Below are 21,912 nucleotides of genomic sequence, written 5' to 3'. Positions count from 1 at the left end.
CTTGCGATATTTGTGATCGTTCTATTTACAGCTGCTTTCTGGGAAGAAGGCAGCACACAATCAAAAAGCCGTTATTTTTGATGTGATGATCATTTAGGGAATTCACACACTTAATTAACAGGAAAATTCAAGATGGCAGCAGAAAAGAAAAAAACAGAAAAGAAAGCAGCAGAGAAAAAGACTGCGAAAAAAGTTGTTGCGACAGTCGCGAAGGCAGCAAAAACGCCAGTGAAAAAAGGTAAGAAAAAAACCGAAGGCGATTACAGTGTTGAAATTAATGTCCCAAGAGGCGGTCAGGTTATCCAGAATTTTAACTTGGTACCTGCATTCCCAACCGCGACTGGGGCAGGGGATTGGATTTTTTCAGAGCCCGGCAGCACAACAGACATTACAGGTTTAACTGTACGCTTTCAGTTAAATCCATCTGCGCTGGAGCGCACCTTCGAACGTGCAATTTTAGTGGTCAGCATGCAGCAAAATCCAGCCACTAATGGAACCTGGCGTTTTGCATTAGATGGCGTTGCTACCGCCGATGGTGATTGTGATCCAGACAACGACATTGTTGTAGAGGTCATTGATAACGGGTTTACTCTGCTGATTTACGTGCAGGTACTGGAAAACTCAGAGGAAATGATCCCGTTCCAGTTTGTAGCGTCGTTTACAGATGCAGTGACTGGCGCTGTATCTATATATCAGTCGCAAGATCCAACAATTTACCCCAAGAGACCTTAACGTAAAGATTCGGGGCATCTATTTGATGCCCCTGTGCTGTTTATCAGGTGAATGAAGCTTTCTTTTTTGCAAAGAGAATCGAACCAAGAAAAGCTGAACCATGCAGGGTGCATTCCATTTTTTAATGAAATTGAGATATTCAAAATTGCCGATGAATCATTATTGGCGAGCGTGTGGACTAGAGCTGCGGTATAAGCGGTTTCTATATTCTGTGGATCTAATTTTTCCAATTCTCTGAGAGAGAGCAATGCTTTTTCAATTTGTCCTATATGGGCATATGCCTGTGCGAGCCTTAGATGGTGCTCGCTTAAATATGCATCTTTCTCTAATGTGGATATTATGCTGCTGTAAATGATCCGTGATTCAGCAATGTCACCTTTCAGATTATAGGCGTCCGCTTTATTTAATTTGTGAGCCGTATTTTGAGGGTCAAGTTTTTCGGCTTGAGAAAACTCTTCAATTGCTTTGTCAAAGTTTTGTGATAGCAAGTAGCATAGACCAAGATTTCCACGGTTATAAATGTCATTCGGATTTTCATTGACGGCTACTTCAAACGCTTTTTTTGCACTTTCAATGTTCCCTTCAAGTAACTCTATTAATCCGTACAGGCTATGAACTTTATAGTTCTTAGGCGCCATGAGCATTGCTTGTTTCAGAGTTTCTTTGGCGTTCAGCATATTGCCAGCGTAACGATAGGAATTTGATAGTCCAATTAAATTTTTCACGCTATTTTTTGAACTGACTGCTTTTTTGTAGAGTGTGATGGCGGCATCAAATTTATTCTGAGCATTCATCAGGTATGCTGTTAGTGCATTTATTGATGATTGATTGGCGTCAATGGCTTTTATTTTTGAAATTGTTTCTTGTGCTTCCAGGAAGTTTCTTTGCGCAGTTTGCAAATAAAAGGTGTTGTATAAAAAAATTATGTGATCGTTTTTTGTGTTGCCTTTATCAAGTAGCAATTCAATTTTACTTAAAATGTCTGATGATTGTGTCTCATGGTACAAGTCAAGACCTATTTCACTGAATAGGGACTGCGTTGTTGAAAGTTTTTGTGTGTTTTTGCTCAGCGTTTCTATGCTATTAAACAGGGCTTCGCTCGCACCTTTCTCATAGTATGAAACGTTAACCGATAGTAATTTCTCATACTCCCCTTGATTCAGTTGTTCAAAGGAGCTTGAAAGACTGCTTTTATACATCCCGCCCACATTAGATTGTACTATCCCTGCTATTGATAAGTAGTTCTCGGTGAGGATGTCAATGGTCTTGGTGTCATGCGCCTTTAAGCGGCTATTAGGGATGCTATTTTCAGGTGTGAGCCGTGATAGCCTGATTGTACATATCTCAATTTTACACTGAAGCTCTGTGGTAATTAATTCATCTGCTGCGGTTGCATTGCGAACCGTTTCATTATCCCCATTTACGTCCACCACTTCTTCTCTAGGGATTAAATAGTACCCGTCTAATTGAATAACGCTTTGTTGAATCGCATCATAAACAGCCTCTTTCACAAGCTCTTGCTGTGACTCCTGCATTCCCTCTGCAATCATCTTTGGTGGAATGACAGCTACATACTTTGGCGGCTTCGGTTGTAGTTGCCACGCGATCACACCCGCAACAATCAATATGCTGATAGCGGCTGAACTCACCGTAATAATATTGGCGGCGATGAATTGTTTAATTTTTTGCCATGCCGATACTTTCGGAATCGTCGGTGATGCAGCAAATCGCGTTTCAAATGTCGGGTGATCTTGCGTGTGCGATGAGCGGGTGTTTGCCGCTGGCGCGATCAGCGCCTGGGTTTCATCGCCCAGCGCGGTTTCTTGCCAGCGCAAGGTTTTTAGTTTTTCAAATTGCGCGGCAACCCAATGGGTATTGTCTGGGCGCTTGTCCGGATCTTTGCTGAGTAATTGACCGAGTAGATCAATACATTCAGGGGGTAAGTCTGGATTGTATTTTTGCGGCGCGGTGGGCGGGTGGGAAATAATCCGCTGCATGGTTTGCAGTTTGTTGGTGGTATCGCCAAATGGATGCGCGCCGCACAATAATTGGTAAGCCAGAATGCCCAGTGAAAATAAATCGCTCTTGAAAGTGATGGCCTCGCCCATTGCCTGCTCGGGCGACATAGAGCAATAGCTCCCTGCAATGTGATCGGTCAGGGTGCCTTTAAAGTCTTGTGATTTTGCGATGCCCAGGTCAGTAATTTTTGCCTGGCCGCGTTTATTGATGAGGATATTTTCGGTTTTTAAATCGCGGTGGATGATGCCGGTATCGTGCGCCGCTGCGAGTCCTTCGGCAATTTGTGCCAGCCACTGCAAACGCTGTGCGACAGGTGCGATGTGCTCGCGCAAATAAGTTTGCAGGTTTTGCCCATCTACCAATTCCATCACCAGCGCCAGTTGGTCAGGCGCTTCAATGTAATCGTAAATCTGCACAATATTCGGGTGATTTAATTTGGCGAGCAGCAAGGCCTCGCGTTTGAATCGCTCAACGTAGTGCGCTTCAAATAATTCGGTGCGCAAACATTTCACCGCGACCTCGCGCTCCAGCTTGGTGTCGCGCGCGCGATACACCAAACCCATACCGCCACGCCCGATGCAATTGCGCAGCTCATAGTGGCCGATGCGCAGTGGCTCGGTGGTGCTGTTGGATGAGTGTGGCGGATTGGGGTTGGTCATTCAGCGATCAACAATTTTTATAGGGCGAGGCAAGCGTAAGCTGGTCGCCTTTATAGATTTTGAATTTTTCGCAGCCAAAGCGGATTTTGCCTCCGCGCCTTTCCAGCAAGCATTGCTGTCCTGCGGTATCGGGCAGGCAGTCGGCCAATTGTTTGCGTGCGCGGAAAATCTGGATGTTCAGATGCGTACCATCAACCCCCAATTCTGCCGCAAGTTGGTCGGCATAAACCCAGCCCTGGCTCTTGCTGTCCAGCCCGCGCTCGGCGTCTTCGGCGCGGTGGCGGGCGAGCTGCAATAACAGATAGTGATGGGTGCGCACTGCCAAATCCAGGGTTTGTTGGTGGTGCAATTCGAGCTGGGTAGTTTCTTCATCCATGCTCATATTAAAAATAAATTCGTAATCATTCAGGTGGCGCGATGCTTTGGCTTCGGTCGGGCCGTAAATTTGCGCACGCACAAATTGCCAGTGGCTGTTACCGAATTGCACCAGATCGCCATCGTTCAACTCAGGCTGCTCATTTTCGTTTTGTTGGTGCAGGGCTTCGCAGTGCCACTGTTGGGTTTGCTCGTTATAAAACACCGCGAGCTCCGGTTCATTGGCATCGGGCAGCAGGTGATAGCGCGACAGGGCGATGGGGCGCAGCTGGTCTACCGGCTGGTCGAGTGGCCAGAGCATATCGGTCGGCGGGGTGAGGTCGGCGACGATAAACCCGGGATCGGTCTGCTCGGCAAAATGGATTTCATCGTGGATGTTTAGGTCGCGGCTATCGCCCTGGCTGAGGCTGATCCCATTGATCCAGGTGCCATTGAGGCCGAGGTTTTTAATCCGCCATTGGCGACCGTTCCACTCAATAGCGGCATGCAGCTTGGACACATAGGGTTTATCGATATGCGTCTCCACACTGTTGGCGAGTCTGCCAAAGGTGTGGTGGGGGGCGAGAGGAAAGTGCGTCTTCGCAGCTACATCCAGCAAATAAGCCATAGTTTTTCCGCGTAAAAAGTCTGCAGTTAAAGGTCGTGGGTGCCGGTTTCAGTCGCTCCTTTAAGTGATTTCACCCTGCGCCTGTAATCTCGTGTAATTGCCTGTAATTGGCAGTTCCTTATTTGCGCTATAGATTGCCACAAGATGTCGGCATTTTCCCAATTTATTGTCTTGGTGAATTGATTGTAGACCGTACCGCTCTTGAGAGATAAAACGAGATGGCCGCTATATTTGCCTTATTTCAAGCCGCAATAAATTACAAACCTGTCTCCCGTGCGATTCACAAGTTCAACCAATCGGCGACTGCCAAGTGGGTTCCGGTCAATAAAAGCTTTATCAGCCTGAATAAAATTATTCTGCGCGCGGCGGTAGAGCGTCTGGAGCTTGTCCATGTTGCCATCACTCTGCGCTGCGTCACCCATCAGGGGTATCGCCATTTATTATTAGTCAACGATGAGCGCGATTTGCAAATTGCCGCCGCTGGCCGCGTGGATGATTTTATTATTTCCACCCAGGAGGCGAATGCATCGCCATTTGAATATTTTGAGGCGGAGAAGGCGATCAGTTTGCCGCTCAACTTTAAACAGCCGCAAGGACAACCGCAACGCTTGGGGTATCTGGTTGCGCAAATTGCACCTGATGCCCGCCTGAGTCGCGAGCAATTGGTGAAAGAATTGACGCTGGTTGCGGATGAAATTATCCGCACCATTGGCCGCTACCAAACACGTTACCGCGCCATCCATATTTATGGCGACCAAAGTTATTGGGTGGGTAATAGCAAAGCATTGCGCCAGTTAGATCAACGGATCGATCAATTGGCCAAAGGGAGTCAGCCGGTGTTGATCCGCGCTGACAAAGGCAGTGGCAAAGTGATTGCCGCGCGTTCGCTGCATTGTTTATCGCGCGCGGATACTGCTCCTTTTATCGAATCGGATTGCCGCGAATGGGAACAGGGCGGTGCTGCAGGGATTTTGCAATCGCTGCATACCTACGCCAAGGGCGGCACCTTGTTCCTGCGCAATATCGATGTGTTATCGCGCAGTGAATTCCAGTCGCTGTGTAATTTCTGGAAACAGGCGGCAGTTACCCGGTTTGATAACAGCTACAGCCTGCGTTTGATTATGAGCCTGAGTAGCCAGCATGTTGCGCTGGAGTCATTTCAGGTGCAGTGGCTCGCCCAGCATACGCAAGAATTATTGCTGCCGAATTTGCTTGACCGGCGCGATGATGTGCGCGATCTGGCGCAGTTTTATATCCGTGAATTTACGCTCTCGTCTGAATTTGATCTCACCGAAGATGCCTGGCAGCTGCTGGAGTCCCATCACGAGTTGATCAATGTCGAACAATTAAAAGCGCTGATCCAGGCCTTGGCGCTGACAACAGATGGCAAACTGGTATCTGCGGAGGAATTGCGCGCGGCCCTTGTCTGATCCTTCCTGTTCGTATTTCTGCTGGCCCCTTCTTGATTCCGCATCCGAATTGCGTCGCTTGTGCGTGGGGTGACGCTGGCTATTGCGCGAGGTTATACTGCCCCGTCTTTAATAATGCCCTGAGTAATGCAGGGTGATGCCGGATGCCTGGTTATGAAAATTACTGCTGCCTGTTTATTGTTCTGTATCGGCCTTGCTGGTTGTGGCCAAAAAGGGCCACTGTATTTGCCGCAGCCTGCAAAGCCGCAGCCTGAGGTGTCCCAGCCTGATACGCCCGAACAAACCCAACCCCGGCAGGATGAGTCCTCATCCCTCTCTGCTGATCCAGCCTGATTTCCTTTCTGGTTTTTTTGATCGAGATTTTTTATGCAACATTTCACTGAACGCAATGGCGAACTCTACGTTGAAGATACTCCGCTCGCTGCAGTGGCAGCGCGCTTTGGTACGCCCTGCTATGTGTACAGCCGTGCGGCATTTACGCAGCAATATTTATCTTACGCGCAGGCCTTGGGCTCGCATCCCGGCATGATTTGCTATGCGATAAAAGCGAACTCCAATTTGGCGATCCTCAATATGCTCGCCAAACTCGGTGCGGGTTTCGATATTGTTTCTGGCGGTGAATTGGAGCGTGTATTGCTCGCCGGTGGCCAGCCCTCGCGCATTGTGTTTTCCGGTGTGGGAAAAAGTGCGGACGAAATGGCGCGCGCGCTCGATGTCGGTATTTTTTGTTTCAATGTTGAATCGGAAGCAGAATTGGAATTGCTGGCAGAAGTTGCCGCACAAAAAGGCAAGGTTGCGCATATTTCCCTGCGCGTGAATCCGGATGTGGACGCCAATACGCACCCGTATATTTCTACCGGCTTGAAAGAAAATAAATTCGGCATCGCGATTGAGCGTGCACCTGCGGTTTATGCGCGCGCGGCACAATTGCCCAGTCTCGCTATTAAAGGTCTGGATTGCCACATAGGTTCACAACTGACCCAGCTCACGCCCTTTTTGGATGCGCTGGATCGCCTGCTGCTGTTGGTTGATGAATTGGCGAGCAAGGGTATTGAAATTTCCCACTTGGATTTGGGTGGCGGATTGGGCGTGACCTATCGCAATGAAACACCACCACCCGTTGCAGATTACATGGCTGCCATTAAAGCTAAATTAGGTGATCGTAAATTAGCGTTAATGTTTGAGCCTGGCCGTTCTATTTCGGCAAACTCGGGCGTGCTGCTCACGCAAGTGATGTTCCTGAAGCCAACCGAACACAAAAATTTTGCAGTGATCGATGCGGCGATGAACGACAACATCCGGCCATCGCTCTATCAAGCCTGGCAAGACATAAAAGCCGTCAAACCACGCGCGGGCGAGGTAAAAAAATGGGATCTTGTTGGCCCGATTTGTGAGACCGGCGATTTTCTTGGCAAAGACCGTGAGCTCGCGATTGAGCCGGGCGATTTGTTGGCAGTAATGTCCGCCGGTGCCTATGGTTTTAGCATGAGCTCCAACTACAACACCCGTGGTCGCGCCGCTGAAGTGGTTGTCGATGGCGACCAGATGCATCTGGCGCGCGCGCGCGAAACTTTTGAAGATATGATTCGCGGCGAAGCGCTTTTGCCGGAATAATTGTGAGATTCCCGTATCCCATGTATTTCATGCGGGCTGCGGGATAATCAGTCACTCAAACGGAAAGAATCATGCGTTTACGTTTTAGCAAAATGCACGGCCTCGGCAACGACTTCGTAGTGATCGATGGCGTCAGCCAAAGTGTGCGTTTAACACCGGAAAAAATCCGCTACATTGCCGACCGTAATTTTGGTGTGGGCTGCGACCAAATTTTATTGGTTGAAACACCGGATACGCCCGATGTGGATTTTCGCTACCGTATTTTTAACTGCGATGGCAGTGAAGTTGAAAACTGCGGCAACGGTGCGCGCTGTTTTGCGGTGTTTGTGCGCGAGCGCAAACTCACCGGTAAAAATATAATCAAGGTGCAAACAGCGGGTGGTTTGATCGAACTGCGCGTACAGCAGGATGAGCAGGTGAGCGTCGATATGGGCGCGCCGCGTTTACAACCTGCGCAGGTTCCTTTTATCGCCGATGCCCAAGCGGTGACTTATCCGTTTGAAGTAGCAGGTAAAACCTACGATATTTCGGCGGTATCCATGGGCAACCCACACGGCGTATTGGTGGTCGATAATGTGAAGACTGCACCGGTTGCCGAGCTCGGGCCGTTGATCGAAAGCCACGCACGTTTTCCGGCGCGCGTGAACGCGGGTTTTATGCAAATTGTGTCGCGCAATGAAATTAATTTGCGTGTGTATGAGCGCGGTGTGGGCGAGACGCTCGCGTGCGGCACAGGTGCGTGTGGTGCGGTGGTCTCTGGTCGTTTGCGCGGTTTGCTGGATGAAAAAGTCAAAGTGAATTTGCCTGGCGGTAGCTTGCAAATTTATTGGCCGGGCGAAGGGCAATCGGTCATTATGACCGGCCCCGCTGTTACCGTGTTTCATGGACAAATAAAAATCTAATTATTCTGAAAGCGACTTCTATGACCGAACATATCGCCACACTTGCTGATCCTCTGGAGCCGGAACAAATCGAGGCTTATCTGCGCGAGCATCTGGATTTCTTTGAGCAGCATACTGATCTGCTCGCCGAGTTAACGCTGCCACATGAGTCTGGAACGGCGGTGTCATTAGTCGAGCGGCAAGTGGCGATACTGCGTGAGCGCAATATTGATATGCGCAATCGTTTGAGCAAACTACTCGATAACGCGCGCGATAACGATAAGTTGTTCGATAAAAGCAAACGTCTGGTGCTGAGCCTGCTCGAAGGTCAGGATATGGGCGATATTATCGATGCCTTGTTGTACAGTTTCGATAAAGATTTCGGCATTCACTTTACCCGCATTATTTTGTTCGGTAATCCAGACAAGGTGCCCAGCAGTGAAGCGCGTGTGGTGAATATTGCAGAAGCGCGCGAATATGTTGGCCCGTTGCTCAAAAATAGCCGCGCTATGTGTGGTACGCTGGGTTCAAAAGAAATGGAATTTATTTTTGGTGAGCATGCGTCAGAAATTGGCTCTATTGCCACGGTTCCGTTGGTGCATGGCAGTGTGTTTGGCTTGCTCACCATCGGCAACCGCGACCCACAATACTATCGCTCCAGTATGGGTACGCTGTTTTTGAGCTATATTGCGGAAGTGCTTAACCGGTTATTACCAAAATATCTGCCACGCTAACCTTGTTCACTGGAGATTTATGAACGACATTTCTCCACCCGCCATAGCTTTACCTTTCACTGAACAGCTCGCTGCGTTTTATGCCTATATGCGCAGCGAGAAACAATTTTCTCCTCATACCCAGAACAATTACGCGCGCGATCTGGAAAAATTCCAACAATTTTGTGCGCAAAAATCTGTTATGGCACTGCCCGATCTTGGCGTGAACCATGTGCGAATGGCAGTCGCGCATTTGCATCGCGAAGGCTTGGGCGGTAAAAGCTTGCAGCGCTGGCTTTCATCGCTACGCAGTTTTTTTCAGTTTTGCGTAAGACATGGATGGATGAAAAATAATATTGCCGATGGCATAAGCGCACCGAAAGCGCCCAAGATGTTGCCCAAAACACTGGACGCGGATCAAGCTGCGCAGTTTGTGCAAATCGAAGGAGATGAATTTATTAATAAGCGTGACCGCGCACTGGTTGAATTAATTTATTCATCGGGATTGCGTTTGGCGGAAGTGGTGAGTCTCAATCTGGTGGATATCGACTGGAGCGATGCGATGTTGACTGTCACCGGTAAAGGCAACAAAACGCGCATGTTGCCGATCGGCTCTTATGCAGTCAGTGCACTTAAAGAGTGGTTGGTTGAGCGTAAACAATATACGCAGGATGACGAGCAAGCATTATTTACCACCCAGCGCGGTGGTCGCATTAGCCATCGCGCAGTGCAAATGCGGATGCAGCAATTGAGCACCCAGCAAGGCATGGATAATCCGGTCCACCCACATATGTTACGTCACTCATTTGCAAGTCATATGCTGGAATCCAGCGGCGATTTACGTTTGGTGCAAGAACTGCTCGGCCACTCCAATATTTCCACCACCCAAATTTATACCCACCTCGATTTTCAACACCTTGCAAAGGTTTACGATAAAGCACATCCGCGCGCGACGAGAAAAACAAAAAACGAAGAAGAGTAAACCAGGTTAGTTATGTTTTTCTTGATCTTCTCAGGAGGATGCTGTGATTTCTTGTTTTGCATAGATGCTATTCAATAGCGTGAAATAACTCTCAGAGTTTCACGTGCACAGTTATTTAATTGCGAAATTCAGAATTTTATAATGAGCTTCAGTTGGAAACTTCTAGGGACAATACTATGACGTCAAGAATGGATATTATTGATGGTGCTCAAGCTTCTGGTCGTAAATATGGATTAATCTATACCAAAAAGTGTGGGTGGATTGATTTGGGGCATGCTAATCCCGAGAGCGCTCTTGGTTTGTGGAATCAAATAATAAATGAGAAAGACAGTAGTGCTGCGCTTGAAGGTTATTTCAGGGTAACGTATAAGCAACTAATGGGACGGCCTTATTTCAAAGTTGGTATAACAAAAAGGTACGACATTAAAAAAGGACTTTCTATTGCAGATAAAAAATCTATTGCGCTCTCTATTTTTATGGATGTTTCGCACTCATTTGAAACATTGCAATCAGATTGGCCATTCAAAAAGTTCACTAACAGTGGATATAGTGCCGAAGATCTTGTCTCCAATTTAATTGGTTTTTATCGTGCTGTTGAGCCGAGCGGACAACACATCCAACTTTGTGAGCCAGTTAATAAGAGAATCGCGTTGGAAATATGGGATAAATATGGTGCTGTTGGTGATATGAAAAATTATACAACAGTGCCTTATGTGTATCCGATTCCTCCTGTTGCTGGCGGGCCAATGTCTGCTGAGTTACCTTATGCCTTGACAACGATAAAGCCTGCTAAAGAAGGTATTTATTACCGCGAGGCTAAGTAGAATGAAAGTCAAATTCATGTTCTCTATGGTTATAGTGTTGTTAGTAGGGTTTGGGTATTTTGTAGTAGCTTCATTTTCAGAGCACAGGGAATATCAAAAATTCAGCGCTGATTATTGGATTTTAACGCCTAAAGAAATTGCCAGCCTCTCGGGGTTTTGCAGTGACACACCTGGCTTTATTTATAGTGCGGCAGATGGCGCAAAGCCATTGATAGTTCAGTTGAAGTGCTTGGCGAAAAAAAGCGAAATTGTTGATTATCTAGAGCGCGACGGATTTTCCAAAATTGATGAGAAATCTTACCGAAAAGATAAGCAAGAAATTGAGCTTGTCTATGATGACGGTGAAAAAATTAATATGGCTACATTAATGATTTCTTTATAATGCAATACCTGTATTCATATGTTGAATGATAAAAAATGGCGCATGTGCGCCATTTTTTATCATCTTTTTAATTCGGGAATTGTTTGGGTAATGTTTAATGTTTAATGTTTGATGTTTAATGTTGTGGCTGGGCGGTAACCAATTTTCCATTTTCCAATGGAATTTTAGTGCCTGGGTCATAATCCATTTTGATTGAAGACTCTTTGCCATCCAAACGATACACAACATCGTAACCGGTAATATCTTCGCGTGTTTCATAAGTAGTTTTGCAGCGCTGCTCTACGGTTGTGTAGGTATCATTTTGCTGCATGTTGGCTTGGACTTTATCGCCTGCATAACCACCGGCAACAGCACCTGCAACCGTGGCGACTTTTTTGCCGCTACCTCCGCCAACCTGATTTCCCAGTGCGCCGCCGACCACTGCACCAATCACTTTCCCGGCAATACGGTTTTGGTCTTTCACTGGTTTCTGTTTAACCACGGTTTCGTCGTGGCATTCCTGATGCGGAATTTTAGTTTGCTTGATAATCGGTGTGCTGCTAATGACATCAGCGTGATCGGGATCTTTCAATAATTGATATCCGCCAATTGCACCGCCCGCGGTGGCAATACCTGCCCCCAACACTATGCCCATAAACATGGATTTGTTCATATTTTTCCTCCTGCAGCTTGCGCTGTTTGCCATATACAATTTCATGTAAGCAAGAGTTTGATGAACAAAAACTTAATACATTTTTGATGTGTTCCACATTGAGATGCGGGTTGCAACAAAGGTGTGACGCAGTTTGGTTTATTGCATGTAAATTTTATAAAAAGCTGATTCATTGCGATGGATTTTGTTGTTGGGCAAGATCGCGCAATGCCTGAGCGTAGACATCGGGCGATTGCGCACCTTGCAGCAAATGCTGGCGATTGATCACCAGGCTCGGGACTGCGCTGATACCTGCATTGACCCATGTTTGTTGCCGTGCGCGTACATCCTGAGTGAATTCGTTGCTCGCCAAAATGTTTTCTGCCCTGTGCTTATCAAGACCGACTTGCCCAACGACATCTACCAAGATTTCTGTCTGGCTGATATTGCGTCCTTCACCTTGATAGGCTTGCATGAGCGCACGTTTTAATTGCACTTGTTTTTCGGCGGAATACTCTTGTTCTGCCCAATACAAAAGGCGATGGCAATCAAAGCTGTTCCATAAAAATTCACGCTCGGCAAAGGTGAATTGCAATTCGCGTCCACGTGCGGCGATGGTGTCGTGGACGCTGCGGATTTGCGCATCGCCCATGCCATATTTCTGCTGCAAATAGTCTTTCAGTTTTACCCCGCCTGCAGGGAGCTGCGGATTTAATTCAAACGGTTGGCAATGAATTTCCACGGGAATTTCATCGCCCAGTTGTTGAATAGCCGCGTCCAATGCGGCCAGCCCCAGTGCGCACCAGGGGCAATTAATATCGGAAATAAAATCAATGCGCAGCATGAGTGACTCCTGTGAGTGCGGTTTTAATGGATTCTGCCAGTGGTGTGGTGGCGCGGCCAATCAATTGGCTGAGCTGGTGCGAGTTATCACACAATGCGCCTTGCGCAGCGCTGGCATCGGAAGAGGCCAGTAATTCTGCAAGCCATTCGGGCAAGCCGGCATTTTGTAAGATTGCCCGGTATTCCGCTTCCGGTAAATTGTTGTAGGGAATGTGCTTGCCAGTTTGCTGCGATAGCTCCGCTGCAAATTCTGCCAGTGTATAGGCCTCATCACCGGCAAGTTCATACACTTTGCCCGCCTGGTTGTCACGCACCAATACTTCTGCCGCTGCTGCGGCGTAAAGGTTGCCTGCACGCAAGTTCAGGGGCAGAATAGCAATCAAGCTAACTTTTAGTAAGTACGCACAAAAAGGTAAGTATGAAGAAAATTCAATCGATGGCTGATGTGGATCTTATTGATTCGGGGGTAAGGGCGGGTGTAGAGGTAGGGGCAGGGCCTGCACCGGGGTATGCTTCCATCACCGAGGCGCTGGCGGCGGGCAATGTATTTGCCGACAAATGCCCCTCGCGCCTGATCCTCAACCACATCACCAGCCGTTGGGGTGTGCTGGTATTGGTTGCTTTGCTGGCGGGCACCCATCGCTTCAGCGAATTGCGCCGCAAGATTAATGGTGTCAGCGAGCGGATGCTGGCGCAGACCCTGCAGGTGCTGGAGGGGGATGGTTTTGTCGATCGCCGCTCCCTACCTGTGGTGCCGCCCCATGTGGAATACAGCCTCACGCCTTTGGGGGCAGAAGTGGCCGAACAAGTGCGCAGTCTGGTGGACTGGATTGAGCAAAATCTGGGGCGGATTAATCTTCCCGGGGATGAAACCCATGCAGCAAATGGCACCGAAGGTTAATCGACTGCTAGTATTTCTTCACGAATAAAAACCACGACGAGTTATTTATGCTGAATTTCACCGGCGTACCTGCCGAGCTACAGCCTGCTGCCCAGCGTTTTTGGGAGCAGTTTACCGCCGCCCTCCAGAATCAGGATTTACCCCAGCCACAAACGTTATTGCCGGAATCGGTGAGCGAAGACGTATTTTTTGCGCAGCTAACCCGCGCTTTTGTGGCGAGTGAATTTATCGCCAAAACCGCCGCCCAAAAACCGGCCCTGTTACTGGATTTAATTGAGTCAGGTGCCTTGTTCCGCGCGCAGACCGATGCCGATCTTGAGCGCTTTGCGTCGGCGATCAATGCCGGAATTAATGATGCGGATGTGGATGCCCGCCTGCGCCGCGAGCGCAATAAAGCGATGGTCCGGGTGATCTGGCGCGACCTGAACCGCCTTGCGGGGATGAGTGAGGTGACCGCAGAGTTGTCGCGTTTTGCGGATAAATCCATCCAGCTGGCCGCTGAATATCACTACCGCGCGCTGGAAAAAATCTATGGCACGCCGATCGGGCGTGAATCCGGTTTGGCGCAGCCGTTTATGGTGTTGGGGATGGGGAAACTGGGTGCCGGGGAATTGAATATTTCGTCCGATATCGACCTGATTTTTACCTACCCCGAAGGCGGTGAAACCAATCACGCAGCGCGCGCGGTGAGCAATCAGGAGTTTTTCGTCAAGCTTGGCCAGCGCTTGATCAAAAGTCTGGATACGATCACTGCCGAGGGTTTTGTGTTCCGCACCGATATGCGCTTGCGCCCGCACGGGGAAAGCGGCCCGCTCGCCATGAGTTTTGCGGGTATGGAGGATTATTACCAGACGCAAGGCCGCGAGTGGGAGCGCTACGCCATGATTAAGGCGCGCACGGTGGCGATGGCTGGCGGCGAGCGCCAAAAACAGGTGCGCGCGATGCTGCGTGAGATGCTGCAGCCGTTCACTTACCGCCAATACATCGATTTCAGTGCGATTGAATCCCTGCGTGAGATGAAAGGTCTGATCGCGCGGCAAGTACAGCGCAAGGGCATGAATCTCGACGTAAAACTGGGCGAGGGCGGCATCCGCGAAGTGGAATTTGTGGTGCAGGTCTTCCAGCTGATCCGCGGTGGGCGCGATGCCAACCTGCGCAAGCGCAAGGTGCCGGTGTTGCTGCCGATCCTGGAGCAGGAAAACTATCTGCCTCCAGGTACAGGTGCGGCGCTGTTAGAGGCGTATATCTTCCTGCGCAACACCGAGCATGCTATTCAGGGCTTTCAGGACAAGCAAACCCAGGCGCTGCCAGTTGATCCGCTCGGTCAGTTGCGGTTGGCTTGGGCGATGGGCTTTGACACTTGGGAAAGTTTCTTTGCGGTGCTGAGCCAGTATCGCCAACGGGTGAATAGCGAGTTTAAAGCGGTGATCGCCGCGCCCGATGAAGAGGAGTCCATCGACCAGCAATCGCTGACTTTCTGCCTGAGCTTGTGGGAGGGCAGTTTGCAGGGGGATGATGCCGTTCAGGTGCTGGAGGCGCGCGATGTGGAGACCGCGCCGGCGCTGGTAAAAAATCTGGCCGATCTGCGTAATAGCCGCTCGGTGTTATCGATGCAGGCCAGCGGCCGCACCCGGCTGGATGCGTTTGTGCCACGTTTACTGCATATGTTATTTCAGGAAGCGGGTGTTGGTAAGTTACCACTAACTATCGCGGAAACCTTTGCCAGAATTGAGCCTTTCATTGAGGCGGTCGCTCGTCGTACGGCTTATCTGGTACTGTTGGTCGAGAACCCCACGGCACTGCACCAGCTGGTTCGCCTTTGCGCCGCAAGCCCGTTAATCGCCGACCAAATCACCCAATATCCGGCCTTGCTGGATGAATTACTGACACCGGAAAGCCTCTACACCCCGCCGGACAAATCCCGCCTGCGCGACGAGTTGCGCCGCGATGTGTTGCGTCTGACCTGGGATGATCTTGAGGGTCACATGGAGGCGCTGCGCTATTTCCGCTCCGCCCACGCTTTGCGTGTCGCCGCCAGTGAAGTGACCGGTGCCCTGCCGTTGATGAAGGTGAGCGATTATCTGACTTACATTGCCGAGGTGGTGCTGGAGCATGTGTTGCAACTTAGCTGGGAGCATTTGGTCGAGCGTCACGGCCGCCCGCGCCGCGCCGATGGCAGCGTCGATCTTGCGCCGGAATTTGTGATTGTTGGCTATGGAAAATTGGGCGGGATCGAGCTGGGGCATGGCTCGGATCTGGACTTGGTATTTATCCACAATGCCGATGCCAATCTTGGCACCGATGGTGAGCGCGCTATTGATAACCTGACGTTTTATACCCGTCTTGGCCAGCGGATTATCCACATCCTCAATACCTATACACCTTCGGGCAAATTGTACGAAGTGGATATGCGCCTGCGCCCCTCCGGCAACTCGGGTTTGTTGGTGTCGTCGCTGGTGGCGTTTGAGAAATATCAAGCAAACGAGGCTTGGACCTGGGAGCACCAGGCACTGGTGCGCGCAAGGGTAGTAGCGGGTGATGCGCAGCTTGGCGAGCAGTTTGATCAGGTGCGCCAGCGCATACTTAGCCGCCCGCGCGATCTGGATAAATTGCGTGCGGATGTGAGCGACATGCGGCGCAAAATGCGCGAGCAGTTGGGCAGCGAGTCCAAAGCCAAAAACCCATCGCAAAATGCCGCTAAAACACCGGCTTTATTTAATTTGAAACAGGATGCCGGTGGTATCGTGGATATTGAATTTATGGTTCAATACGCGGCCTTGGCTTGGGCTGCGCAAGCGCCCGAGGTCATCCGGTACACGGATAACATTCGCATACTCGGATCACTGGAAGAGGCAGGCTTACTCGATGCCGAATCCGTGGCCCACCTGATCGCGGCTTACAAAGCATACCGATCCACTGGCCATCGCCTCGCGCTACAGCGACAGGAGGCGGTGCTGGAAGGTGACAATCATTTCATTGAAGAGCGTGCACGGGTCACGGCGATTTGGGATCGCGTGATCGGTCACCCCTGATGACACAGACTTTTTTTGATAAAGAATTTTGGAGTTGCTATGTCTTTTGCCGACCGCGACGGCGTTATTTGGCTTGATGGTGAACTCATTCCCTGGCGCGATGCCAAGGTTCACGTGTTGACTCACACACTGCACTACGGCATGGGCGTTTTTGAAGGCGTCCGCGCGTACAAAAGCGATAGTTTGGGTACCAGTATTTTCCGTCTGCAAGAACACACTGATCGACTGTTCCGCTCTGCGCACATCATGCGCATGAAAATGCCTTACACCAAGGATGTGGTAAACGAAGCGCACAAAATGGTCGTGCGTGAAAATGGCTTGGAAGAGGCCTACCTGCGCCCAATGGCGTTTTACGGTTCCGAAGGTATGGGGCTGCGCGCCGACAACCTGAAAGTACATATCATGGTTGCTGCATGGCACTGGCCGTCATACATGTCGCCGGAAGCGCGCGATTTGGGTATCCGTATCCGCACCTCCAGCTACACTCGCCACCACGTGAATATCTCCATGTGTAAAGCGAAAGCGAATGGTCACTACATCAACTCATTGCTTGCGTTGCAAGAAGCACTGGACAGTGGTTGTGAAGAAGCGTTGTTGCTGGATAACGAAGGTTATGTGGCAGAAGGCAGTGGTGAGAACTTCTTCCTGGTGCGCGATGGCATTATCTACACACCGGAACTGACCTCTTGTCTCGATGGCATCACCCGCAACACCATTTTCCATTTGGCGGCTGATTGCGGTTATACCATCAAAGAAAAACGCATTACCCGCGATGAAGTTTATGTGGCGGATGAAGCATTTTTCACCGGTACTGCGGCAGAAGTATTGCCGATCCGCGAATTGGACGGCCGCCAGATTGGCGAAGGTCGTCGCGGGCCAATTACTACTCGTTTGCAGGATTTGTATTTCAAATCCGTGCGCGGGGAATTGCCCGGGCACACCAACTGGTTGGCGCCAGTTGCAAAATAATCGCCACCCAAACGGAGCCGAATGGCTCCGTTATCATTTTTGCCCCCAGTAAATATTATTCGCGCCTATGATTGATATTGCATTCCCGACAGAGCTGAAAAAAATCCAAAATATTTTGGTGGTTGGCCCTGCATGGATTGGCGATATGATGATGGCGCACACGCTGATCCAATTATTAAAGCAACGTAACCCGGCTGCGCAAATCGATGTATTGGCTTCCGGTTGGACGCGGCAATTGCTGATGCGTATGCCGGAAGTAAATCACGTGATTGAGATGCCTATCGGTCACGGCAGTTTTGCGTTTGGCGAGCGCCGCGCATTGGGAAAGTCATTGGCGCAACATCGCTACGATCAAGCCATTGTATTACCCAATTCTTTTAAATCTGCTTTCATTCCTTTTTTTGCGGATATTCCACTGCGCACTGGTTGGCGTGGTGAAATGCGTTATGGACTGCTAAACGATATTCGTGTGCTAGATAAAAAACGCTATCCATTAATGGTACAGCGCTACGCTGCACTGGCTTTTCCAAAAGCAAATGAACCGCTCAATGAGTTCCCCTATCCGCGTTTGACGGTTGATCAATATCAACGCCCACAATTGTTAACAAAATTTGCATTGCAGCTGAATCGCCCGCTGTTAATAATTTGCCCTGGCGCTGAATACGGCCCGGCCAAGCGTTGGCCTGAACATTATTTTGCCGAAGTGGCGGATAAAAAAATTCGTGCAGGCTGGCAGGTGTGGTTAATGGGCTCAGCCAAAGATTGCGAAGTGACCGATGCCATCCGCCAATTACTATTGGACGATGAGCGCGAGTATTGTTTTAACCTTGCAGGCAGTACCAATTTGGGTGAGGCGATTGATTTAATGGATTGTGCTGATGCAGTACTCAGCAATGATTCCGGATTGATGCATATCGCGGCTGCACTGCAAAAACCCTTGGCCGTTATTTACGGTTCTACCTCGCCGGAGCACACGCCGCCGCTTGCGCAGCGCGTGTCCATCATCAGCAACAAAATTGAATGCGCGCCCTGTTTTGAGCGTGAATGCCCCAAGGTTCACCACAAATGCCTGCGCGAATTAATGCCGCAACAAGTGATCGCTGCGTTGGATGCATTGACTGCACAAACCGCTGTATTGCAAATGGATAGTAACGGATGAAATTAGCGATCGTTATTTTTCGCTATTTTCCGTTTGGCGGTTTGCAGCGCGATATGCTCGCGCTTGCACAGGCCGCACAGGCGCGCGGTCATGCGGTCACTATTTTTTGCGGTGATTGGCAAGGCGAAAAAGTTCCCGGTATTGATGTTGTGGTTATTAAGCCATCCGGTCTTTTTAATGTCGCCGGTGTAAAACATTTTGTAACTGCGTTTTTGCAACAGTTTCCGCGCAATCAATTTGATCTGCTGCTCGGCTTTAACAAAATGCCTGGCTTGGATGTGTATTTTGCGGGCGACAGCTGTTTTGCACACAAAGCTTATGCTGAGCGCAGCGGCATGTATCGATTGGCGCCGCGTTCGCGTTTGTATCTCGCGTACGAACGTGCAGTGTTTGCAGCAGAGTGTGATGTACATATTTTGTCGCTAGTTGAGAGCGAGCAAAAACAATTTGTGCGCTATTACGGAACACCGGCAGAACACTTTCATTTTCTTCCTCCGGGAATTTCGGCCGCGCATATTGCCTGTGAAAACCCACGGCATGCGCGCATGGTGCTACTGCACGATCTAGGTCTCACAACCGATACTCGCATTATTTTATGCCTGGGCTCCGGTTTTAAAACCAAAGGTGTTGATATCAGCATCGCCGCATTTGCGGATTTGCAAACGCGCGTGTCCTATCCGGTGGCGCTGGTGATTGTCGGTAGTGATGATCCCTACGATTACCGTAAGCAGGCGCAGAGTCTGGGGGTCGGGGATCAGGTTTTTTTTCTCGGCGCGCGCAGCCCTGTAGGTGATTTATTGCATGCCGCAGATGTGCTCTTGCATCCGGCGCGTAAAGAACTTGCGGGTAATGTCATTCTGGAAGCGATGCTGTGCGGTTGCCCGGTCGTGGCGTCTGCGCATTGCGGCTATGCACATTATGTCGCGCAGCAAGCGATGGGCCAGCTCATCCCCGCTGGTGCGACACCTGTTGCTATCGCAGCAATGGTTGCCTCTGTCTTGGCTGTTGATGTTGCCGTGTGGCGCGAATGCAGCGAAGTTTTTGCAAAAACTTCGGATGTGTTTTCGCGCGTAGATATTGCATTGCAAATTTTGGAGCGCATTGCAAATAACAATCCTATTGCCAGCCAGCAGCAGGTGTTATCGACGGCGAACCAACATGTGGTTTTGCTCGATGAGTTAGTCGATGTATGGCAAGCTCAGGATGTGTTTTCAGTCATGGAGCAAATGCCCGGCAAGGTCGCGCGGGAATTGCGTGATCGCCAAACCATACGCTTTGAAATAAATGGGAGAGGTTACTACCGCAAATGGCATCGCGGTGTTGGCTGGAAAGAAATTATTAAAAATCTACTGCAATTGCGCTGGCCAGTATTGGGTGCAACTAACGAATGGAATGCGCTCACTAAATTGCGTGCATTGAATATCCCGAGTTTAATTCCGCTCGCTTATGGTGTGCGCGGTAAAAACCCTGCGAGACAGCAATCTTTTATCGTCACCCGCGAGTTAGCTGATGTTATTCAGTTGGATCATTTCTTTGAGCGGCATAATGTCAGCTTCAAGGCTAAACGTCGCATTCTGGCGCAAGTGGCGTACATGGTGCGCGAACTTCATGCGGCAGGAATAAACCATCGCGATTTATATTTCTGCCACTTTATGTTGAAGAGAGTCTTTCTTGCTAATCAGAATGCGGAGCCGGATATTTATTTGATTGATCTGCACCGCGCGCAGATGCGCATGCAAGTGCCGGAACGCTGGCGGGTAAAAGATGTTGGCGGACTATTATTCTCAGCGTTGAATTTGCAATTTACCCGTCGCGATTATCTGTATTTTTTGCAAATCTATTTTGCACAGGATCTGCGCAGTTTGTTAAAGGAACAAAAGTCTATGCTGGAAAAAATCACAGCGCGGGCGATCAAGATGTATCGCCGCGATTTTGGCCATGCCCCGCAATATTTCGGGGTTAAAAAATAATATGCCAATAGCACTCTTACAGCGCGAATGGCGTGAAGCAAAAATATCGGCCTGGTCGTACGCCGGCTTATGGATATTTGTCAGTGCATTTTTATGGGCACCTTCGCGCGATGGATTGGAAGCAATATTCGCGCTCACATTGTTTATACCCATGTTGCTGCTCTTGCCATGGCGTAAACCGGAATTCCAGCAATATGGCGGTGCATTTACCAGTGTTGCACTTGCCTATGCAGGGTGGTGTTGCCTGACGAGCCTATGGGGCGATGACTCCGGATTTTTTATCTTGCAATGGTGTGTGCTGGCATCATGGTTGGCGGGTTCAGCGTGGGTGTTGCAAAAAAAATCGCTCGATTGGGATCAACTGTTGTATTGGTTTGTGTTGGTGGGGGCAGTCGCTGCGCTCATCAATATTGCCGTGTTTTATTGGAGCCATCCACTTGCGGCGCGTATGGAAGGCATTACTGCTGCGCGTGCGCCCACTCTGGTGGGGCAGGTGTTCGGTGTGGTTATCCTGCTGGGGATTTTATTGTCCTGGCGAACTGCTAGCGTCAAACGCGCTCTCGGATTGTCGCTTGCCTGCATTCCTGCACTGGCTGCGCTAGGCTTATCGCAGAGCAGGGGGCCATTGTTATCTTTGGTTGTGGCATTGGTGCTCGGATTGCTTTGGCTGCGCCCCAAGCGGAAAATTTTATTAGTACAGATAGCGGTTGCTGTGCTGGCAATAATGGCACTGTGTGTAATTTTTCCGGTAAATCAATTATTGCTGGAACGGGGGGCGTCTTTCCGCGATCAAATTTGGCTGGACATCATCCGGCAGATGTGTGCCCAACCGGGTTTGTTTTTATCGGGAATTGGTATAAGCGAAGTGACTCAGATCCACACCAGCATCGGGGAATATCATCATGCCCATAATGCCTGGTTGGATATCTTATATCGCACCGGTGTGATCGGTCTGGGTTTGGCTCTGGTTCATCTGGCATTGTTATTGTGGCGGGCTCGTCTTCATTCGCATTTGGCACCACTGACGTTGTGGCTTCTTTATGGTTGCGGTTGTTTGTTTGTGGATTCGCGCAGCCTGTTTTGGGAAATTGATGTGAAGTGGTTGCTGTACTGGGTTCCTGCCGCACTCCTGACGGCAGGTTTGCAGCAGCTGAAAAATACGGATCGCCTGGAGGCGAAACGGTAAATT

Annotated in this window: 20 protein-coding genes; 15 read left to right on the top strand and 5 right to left on the bottom strand. The window is 49.6% G+C overall.

The window, feature by feature from the left end; translation table 11 throughout:
• Positions 1-132 precede the first annotated feature (132 nt).
• Positions 133-732 carry a DP-EP family protein gene (locus B2739_RS04965; RefSeq protein WP_331344764.1) on the top strand — a complete coding sequence of 200 codons (600 nt, stop codon included), beginning with the start codon at positions 133-135 and terminating at the stop codon, positions 730-732.
• Here the strand turns inward: B2739_RS04965 and B2739_RS04960 are convergent.
• Positions 729-3,410: a protein kinase domain-containing protein gene (locus tag B2739_RS04960; RefSeq protein WP_331344763.1), complete on the bottom strand. Its 2,682-nt coding sequence runs from the start codon at positions 3,408-3,410 to the stop codon at positions 729-731. The two genes, B2739_RS04965 and B2739_RS04960, sit on opposite strands and share 4 nt — an antisense overlap.
• A 7-nt stretch (positions 3,411-3,417) precedes the next feature.
• A complete protein-coding gene (locus B2739_RS04955; protein ID WP_331344762.1) occupies positions 3,418-4,392 on the bottom strand; it encodes an FHA domain-containing protein in 975 nt (324 codons plus the stop codon).
• A 218-nt stretch (positions 4,393-4,610) separates the two neighbouring features.
• Between B2739_RS04955 and B2739_RS04950 the strand changes: the two genes are divergently transcribed.
• The 8 genes from B2739_RS04950 to B2739_RS04915 all read left to right on the top strand — a co-directional run bounded on the left by B2739_RS04950 (position 4,611) and on the right by B2739_RS04915 (position 11,218).
• Positions 4,611-5,822: a sigma 54-interacting transcriptional regulator gene (locus tag B2739_RS04950; protein ID WP_331344761.1), complete on the top strand. Its 1,212-nt coding sequence runs from the start codon at positions 4,611-4,613 to the stop codon at positions 5,820-5,822.
• Between the two features lie 153 nt (positions 5,823-5,975).
• Positions 5,976-6,155 (top strand): LPS translocon maturation chaperone LptM, encoded by a 180-nt coding sequence (lptM, locus tag B2739_RS04945; protein WP_331344760.1) that lies wholly within the window; start codon positions 5,976-5,978, stop codon positions 6,153-6,155.
• A 33-nt stretch (positions 6,156-6,188) separates the two neighbouring features.
• Positions 6,189-7,436 (top strand): diaminopimelate decarboxylase, encoded by a 1,248-nt coding sequence (gene lysA / locus B2739_RS04940; protein ID WP_049631654.1) that lies wholly within the window; start codon positions 6,189-6,191, stop codon positions 7,434-7,436.
• A 71-nt stretch (positions 7,437-7,507) separates the two neighbouring features.
• The gene (gene dapF / locus B2739_RS04935; protein ID WP_331344759.1) at positions 7,508-8,338 is read left to right on the top strand and encodes a diaminopimelate epimerase; all 831 of its coding nucleotides are present in this window, start codon (positions 7,508-7,510) and stop codon (positions 8,336-8,338) included.
• A 20-nt stretch (positions 8,339-8,358) separates the two neighbouring features.
• On the top strand, positions 8,359-9,051 hold the full coding sequence (locus B2739_RS04930) for a DUF484 family protein (protein ID WP_331344758.1): 693 nt from the start codon (positions 8,359-8,361) through the stop codon (positions 9,049-9,051).
• Between the two features lie 19 nt (positions 9,052-9,070).
• A complete protein-coding gene (gene xerC / locus B2739_RS04925) occupies positions 9,071-10,012 on the top strand; it encodes a tyrosine recombinase XerC (RefSeq protein ID WP_331344757.1) in 942 nt (313 codons plus the stop codon).
• Between the two features lie 188 nt (positions 10,013-10,200).
• Complete coding sequence (locus B2739_RS04920; RefSeq protein ID WP_331344756.1) at positions 10,201-10,836, top strand: DUF4056 domain-containing protein; 636 nt, start codon at positions 10,201-10,203, stop codon at positions 10,834-10,836.
• A gap of 1 nt (position 10,837) precedes the next feature.
• Positions 10,838-11,218 (top strand): hypothetical protein, encoded by a 381-nt coding sequence (locus B2739_RS04915; RefSeq protein WP_331344755.1) that lies wholly within the window; start codon positions 10,838-10,840, stop codon positions 11,216-11,218.
• Between the two features lie 115 nt (positions 11,219-11,333).
• Here B2739_RS04915 and B2739_RS04910 read toward each other — a convergent pair whose 3' ends face one another.
• The 3 genes from B2739_RS04910 to B2739_RS04900 form a co-directional block, all read right to left on the bottom strand.
• Positions 11,334-11,858, bottom strand: coding sequence for a glycine zipper 2TM domain-containing protein (locus B2739_RS04910; protein WP_414633212.1), 525 nt, complete (start codon positions 11,856-11,858; stop codon positions 11,334-11,336).
• A gap of 181 nt (positions 11,859-12,039) precedes the next feature.
• Positions 12,040-12,693 carry a DsbA family oxidoreductase gene (locus B2739_RS04905; RefSeq protein WP_331344753.1) on the bottom strand — a complete coding sequence of 218 codons (654 nt, stop codon included), beginning with the start codon at positions 12,691-12,693 and terminating at the stop codon, positions 12,040-12,042.
• Positions 12,680-13,075 (bottom strand): hypothetical protein, encoded by a 396-nt coding sequence (locus B2739_RS04900; RefSeq protein ID WP_331344752.1) that lies wholly within the window; start codon positions 13,073-13,075, stop codon positions 12,680-12,682. The genes B2739_RS04905 and B2739_RS04900 overlap by 14 nt, the downstream gene beginning before the upstream one ends.
• Before the next feature lie 35 nt (positions 13,076-13,110).
• Here B2739_RS04900 and B2739_RS04895 point away from each other — a divergent pair, with 35 nt between their 5' ends.
• From B2739_RS04895 to B2739_RS04870, 6 genes are all read left to right on the top strand, one after another.
• Positions 13,111-13,593, top strand: a complete 483-nt coding sequence (locus tag B2739_RS04895) for a helix-turn-helix domain-containing protein (RefSeq protein ID WP_331344751.1) — start codon at positions 13,111-13,113, stop codon at positions 13,591-13,593.
• Between the two features lie 47 nt (positions 13,594-13,640).
• Positions 13,641-16,625 carry a bifunctional [glutamate--ammonia ligase]-adenylyl-L-tyrosine phosphorylase/[glutamate--ammonia-ligase] adenylyltransferase gene (gene glnE, locus B2739_RS04890; protein ID WP_331344750.1) on the top strand — a complete coding sequence of 995 codons (2,985 nt, stop codon included), beginning with the start codon at positions 13,641-13,643 and terminating at the stop codon, positions 16,623-16,625.
• Positions 16,626-16,664: 39 nt separating this feature from the next.
• On the top strand, positions 16,665-17,594 hold the full coding sequence (locus tag B2739_RS04885) for a branched-chain amino acid transaminase (protein ID WP_331344749.1): 930 nt from the start codon (positions 16,665-16,667) through the stop codon (positions 17,592-17,594).
• Positions 17,595-17,661: 67 nt separating this feature from the next.
• Entirely contained in the window at positions 17,662-18,753 is a 1,092-nt protein-coding gene (gene waaF, locus B2739_RS04880) for a lipopolysaccharide heptosyltransferase II (protein WP_331344748.1), read from the top strand.
• Positions 18,750-20,723, top strand: coding sequence for a lipopolysaccharide core heptose(I) kinase RfaP (gene rfaP / locus B2739_RS04875; RefSeq protein WP_331344747.1), 1,974 nt, complete (start codon positions 18,750-18,752; stop codon positions 20,721-20,723). The genes waaF and rfaP overlap by 4 nt, the downstream gene beginning before the upstream one ends.
• Position 20,724: 1 nt before the next feature.
• Positions 20,725-21,909, top strand: a complete 1,185-nt coding sequence (locus B2739_RS04870) for an O-antigen ligase family protein (RefSeq protein ID WP_331344746.1) — start codon at positions 20,725-20,727, stop codon at positions 21,907-21,909.
• Positions 21,910-21,912 lie beyond the last annotated feature (3 nt).

Source organism: Cellvibrio sp. UBA7661, from assembly GCA_002483365.1.
Classification (GTDB): Bacteria; Pseudomonadota; Gammaproteobacteria; order Pseudomonadales; family Cellvibrionaceae; genus Cellvibrio.
This window is presented reverse-complemented; position numbering and strand designations above follow the sequence as displayed.

Coding starts and splice junctions, on each gene's coding strand:
- B2739_RS04965 (WP_331344764.1), top strand. CDS start 133: ATGGCAGCAGAAAAGAAAAAAACAGAAAAGAAAGCAGCAGAGAAAAAG.
- B2739_RS04960 (WP_331344763.1), bottom strand. CDS start 3,410: ATGACCAACCCCAATCCGCCACACTCATCCAACAGCACCACCGAGCCA.
- B2739_RS04955 (WP_331344762.1), bottom strand. CDS start 4,392: ATGGCTTATTTGCTGGATGTAGCTGCGAAGACGCACTTTCCTCTCGCC.
- B2739_RS04950 (WP_331344761.1), top strand. CDS start 4,611: ATGGCCGCTATATTTGCCTTATTTCAAGCCGCAATAAATTACAAACCT.
- lptM (WP_331344760.1), top strand. CDS start 5,976: ATGAAAATTACTGCTGCCTGTTTATTGTTCTGTATCGGCCTTGCTGGT.
- lysA (WP_049631654.1), top strand. CDS start 6,189: ATGCAACATTTCACTGAACGCAATGGCGAACTCTACGTTGAAGATACT.
- dapF (WP_331344759.1), top strand. CDS start 7,508: ATGCGTTTACGTTTTAGCAAAATGCACGGCCTCGGCAACGACTTCGTA.
- B2739_RS04930 (WP_331344758.1), top strand. CDS start 8,359: ATGACCGAACATATCGCCACACTTGCTGATCCTCTGGAGCCGGAACAA.
- xerC (WP_331344757.1), top strand. CDS start 9,071: ATGAACGACATTTCTCCACCCGCCATAGCTTTACCTTTCACTGAACAG.
- B2739_RS04920 (WP_331344756.1), top strand. CDS start 10,201: ATGGATATTATTGATGGTGCTCAAGCTTCTGGTCGTAAATATGGATTA.
- B2739_RS04915 (WP_331344755.1), top strand. CDS start 10,838: ATGAAAGTCAAATTCATGTTCTCTATGGTTATAGTGTTGTTAGTAGGG.
- B2739_RS04910 (WP_414633212.1), bottom strand. CDS start 11,858: ATGTTTATGGGCATAGTGTTGGGGGCAGGTATTGCCACCGCGGGCGGT.
- B2739_RS04905 (WP_331344753.1), bottom strand. CDS start 12,693: ATGCTGCGCATTGATTTTATTTCCGATATTAATTGCCCCTGGTGCGCA.
- B2739_RS04895 (WP_331344751.1), top strand. CDS start 13,111: ATGAAGAAAATTCAATCGATGGCTGATGTGGATCTTATTGATTCGGGG.
- glnE (WP_331344750.1), top strand. CDS start 13,641: ATGCTGAATTTCACCGGCGTACCTGCCGAGCTACAGCCTGCTGCCCAG.
- B2739_RS04885 (WP_331344749.1), top strand. CDS start 16,665: ATGTCTTTTGCCGACCGCGACGGCGTTATTTGGCTTGATGGTGAACTC.
- waaF (WP_331344748.1), top strand. CDS start 17,662: ATGATTGATATTGCATTCCCGACAGAGCTGAAAAAAATCCAAAATATT.
- rfaP (WP_331344747.1), top strand. CDS start 18,750: ATGAAATTAGCGATCGTTATTTTTCGCTATTTTCCGTTTGGCGGTTTG.
- B2739_RS04870 (WP_331344746.1), top strand. CDS start 20,725: ATGCCAATAGCACTCTTACAGCGCGAATGGCGTGAAGCAAAAATATCG.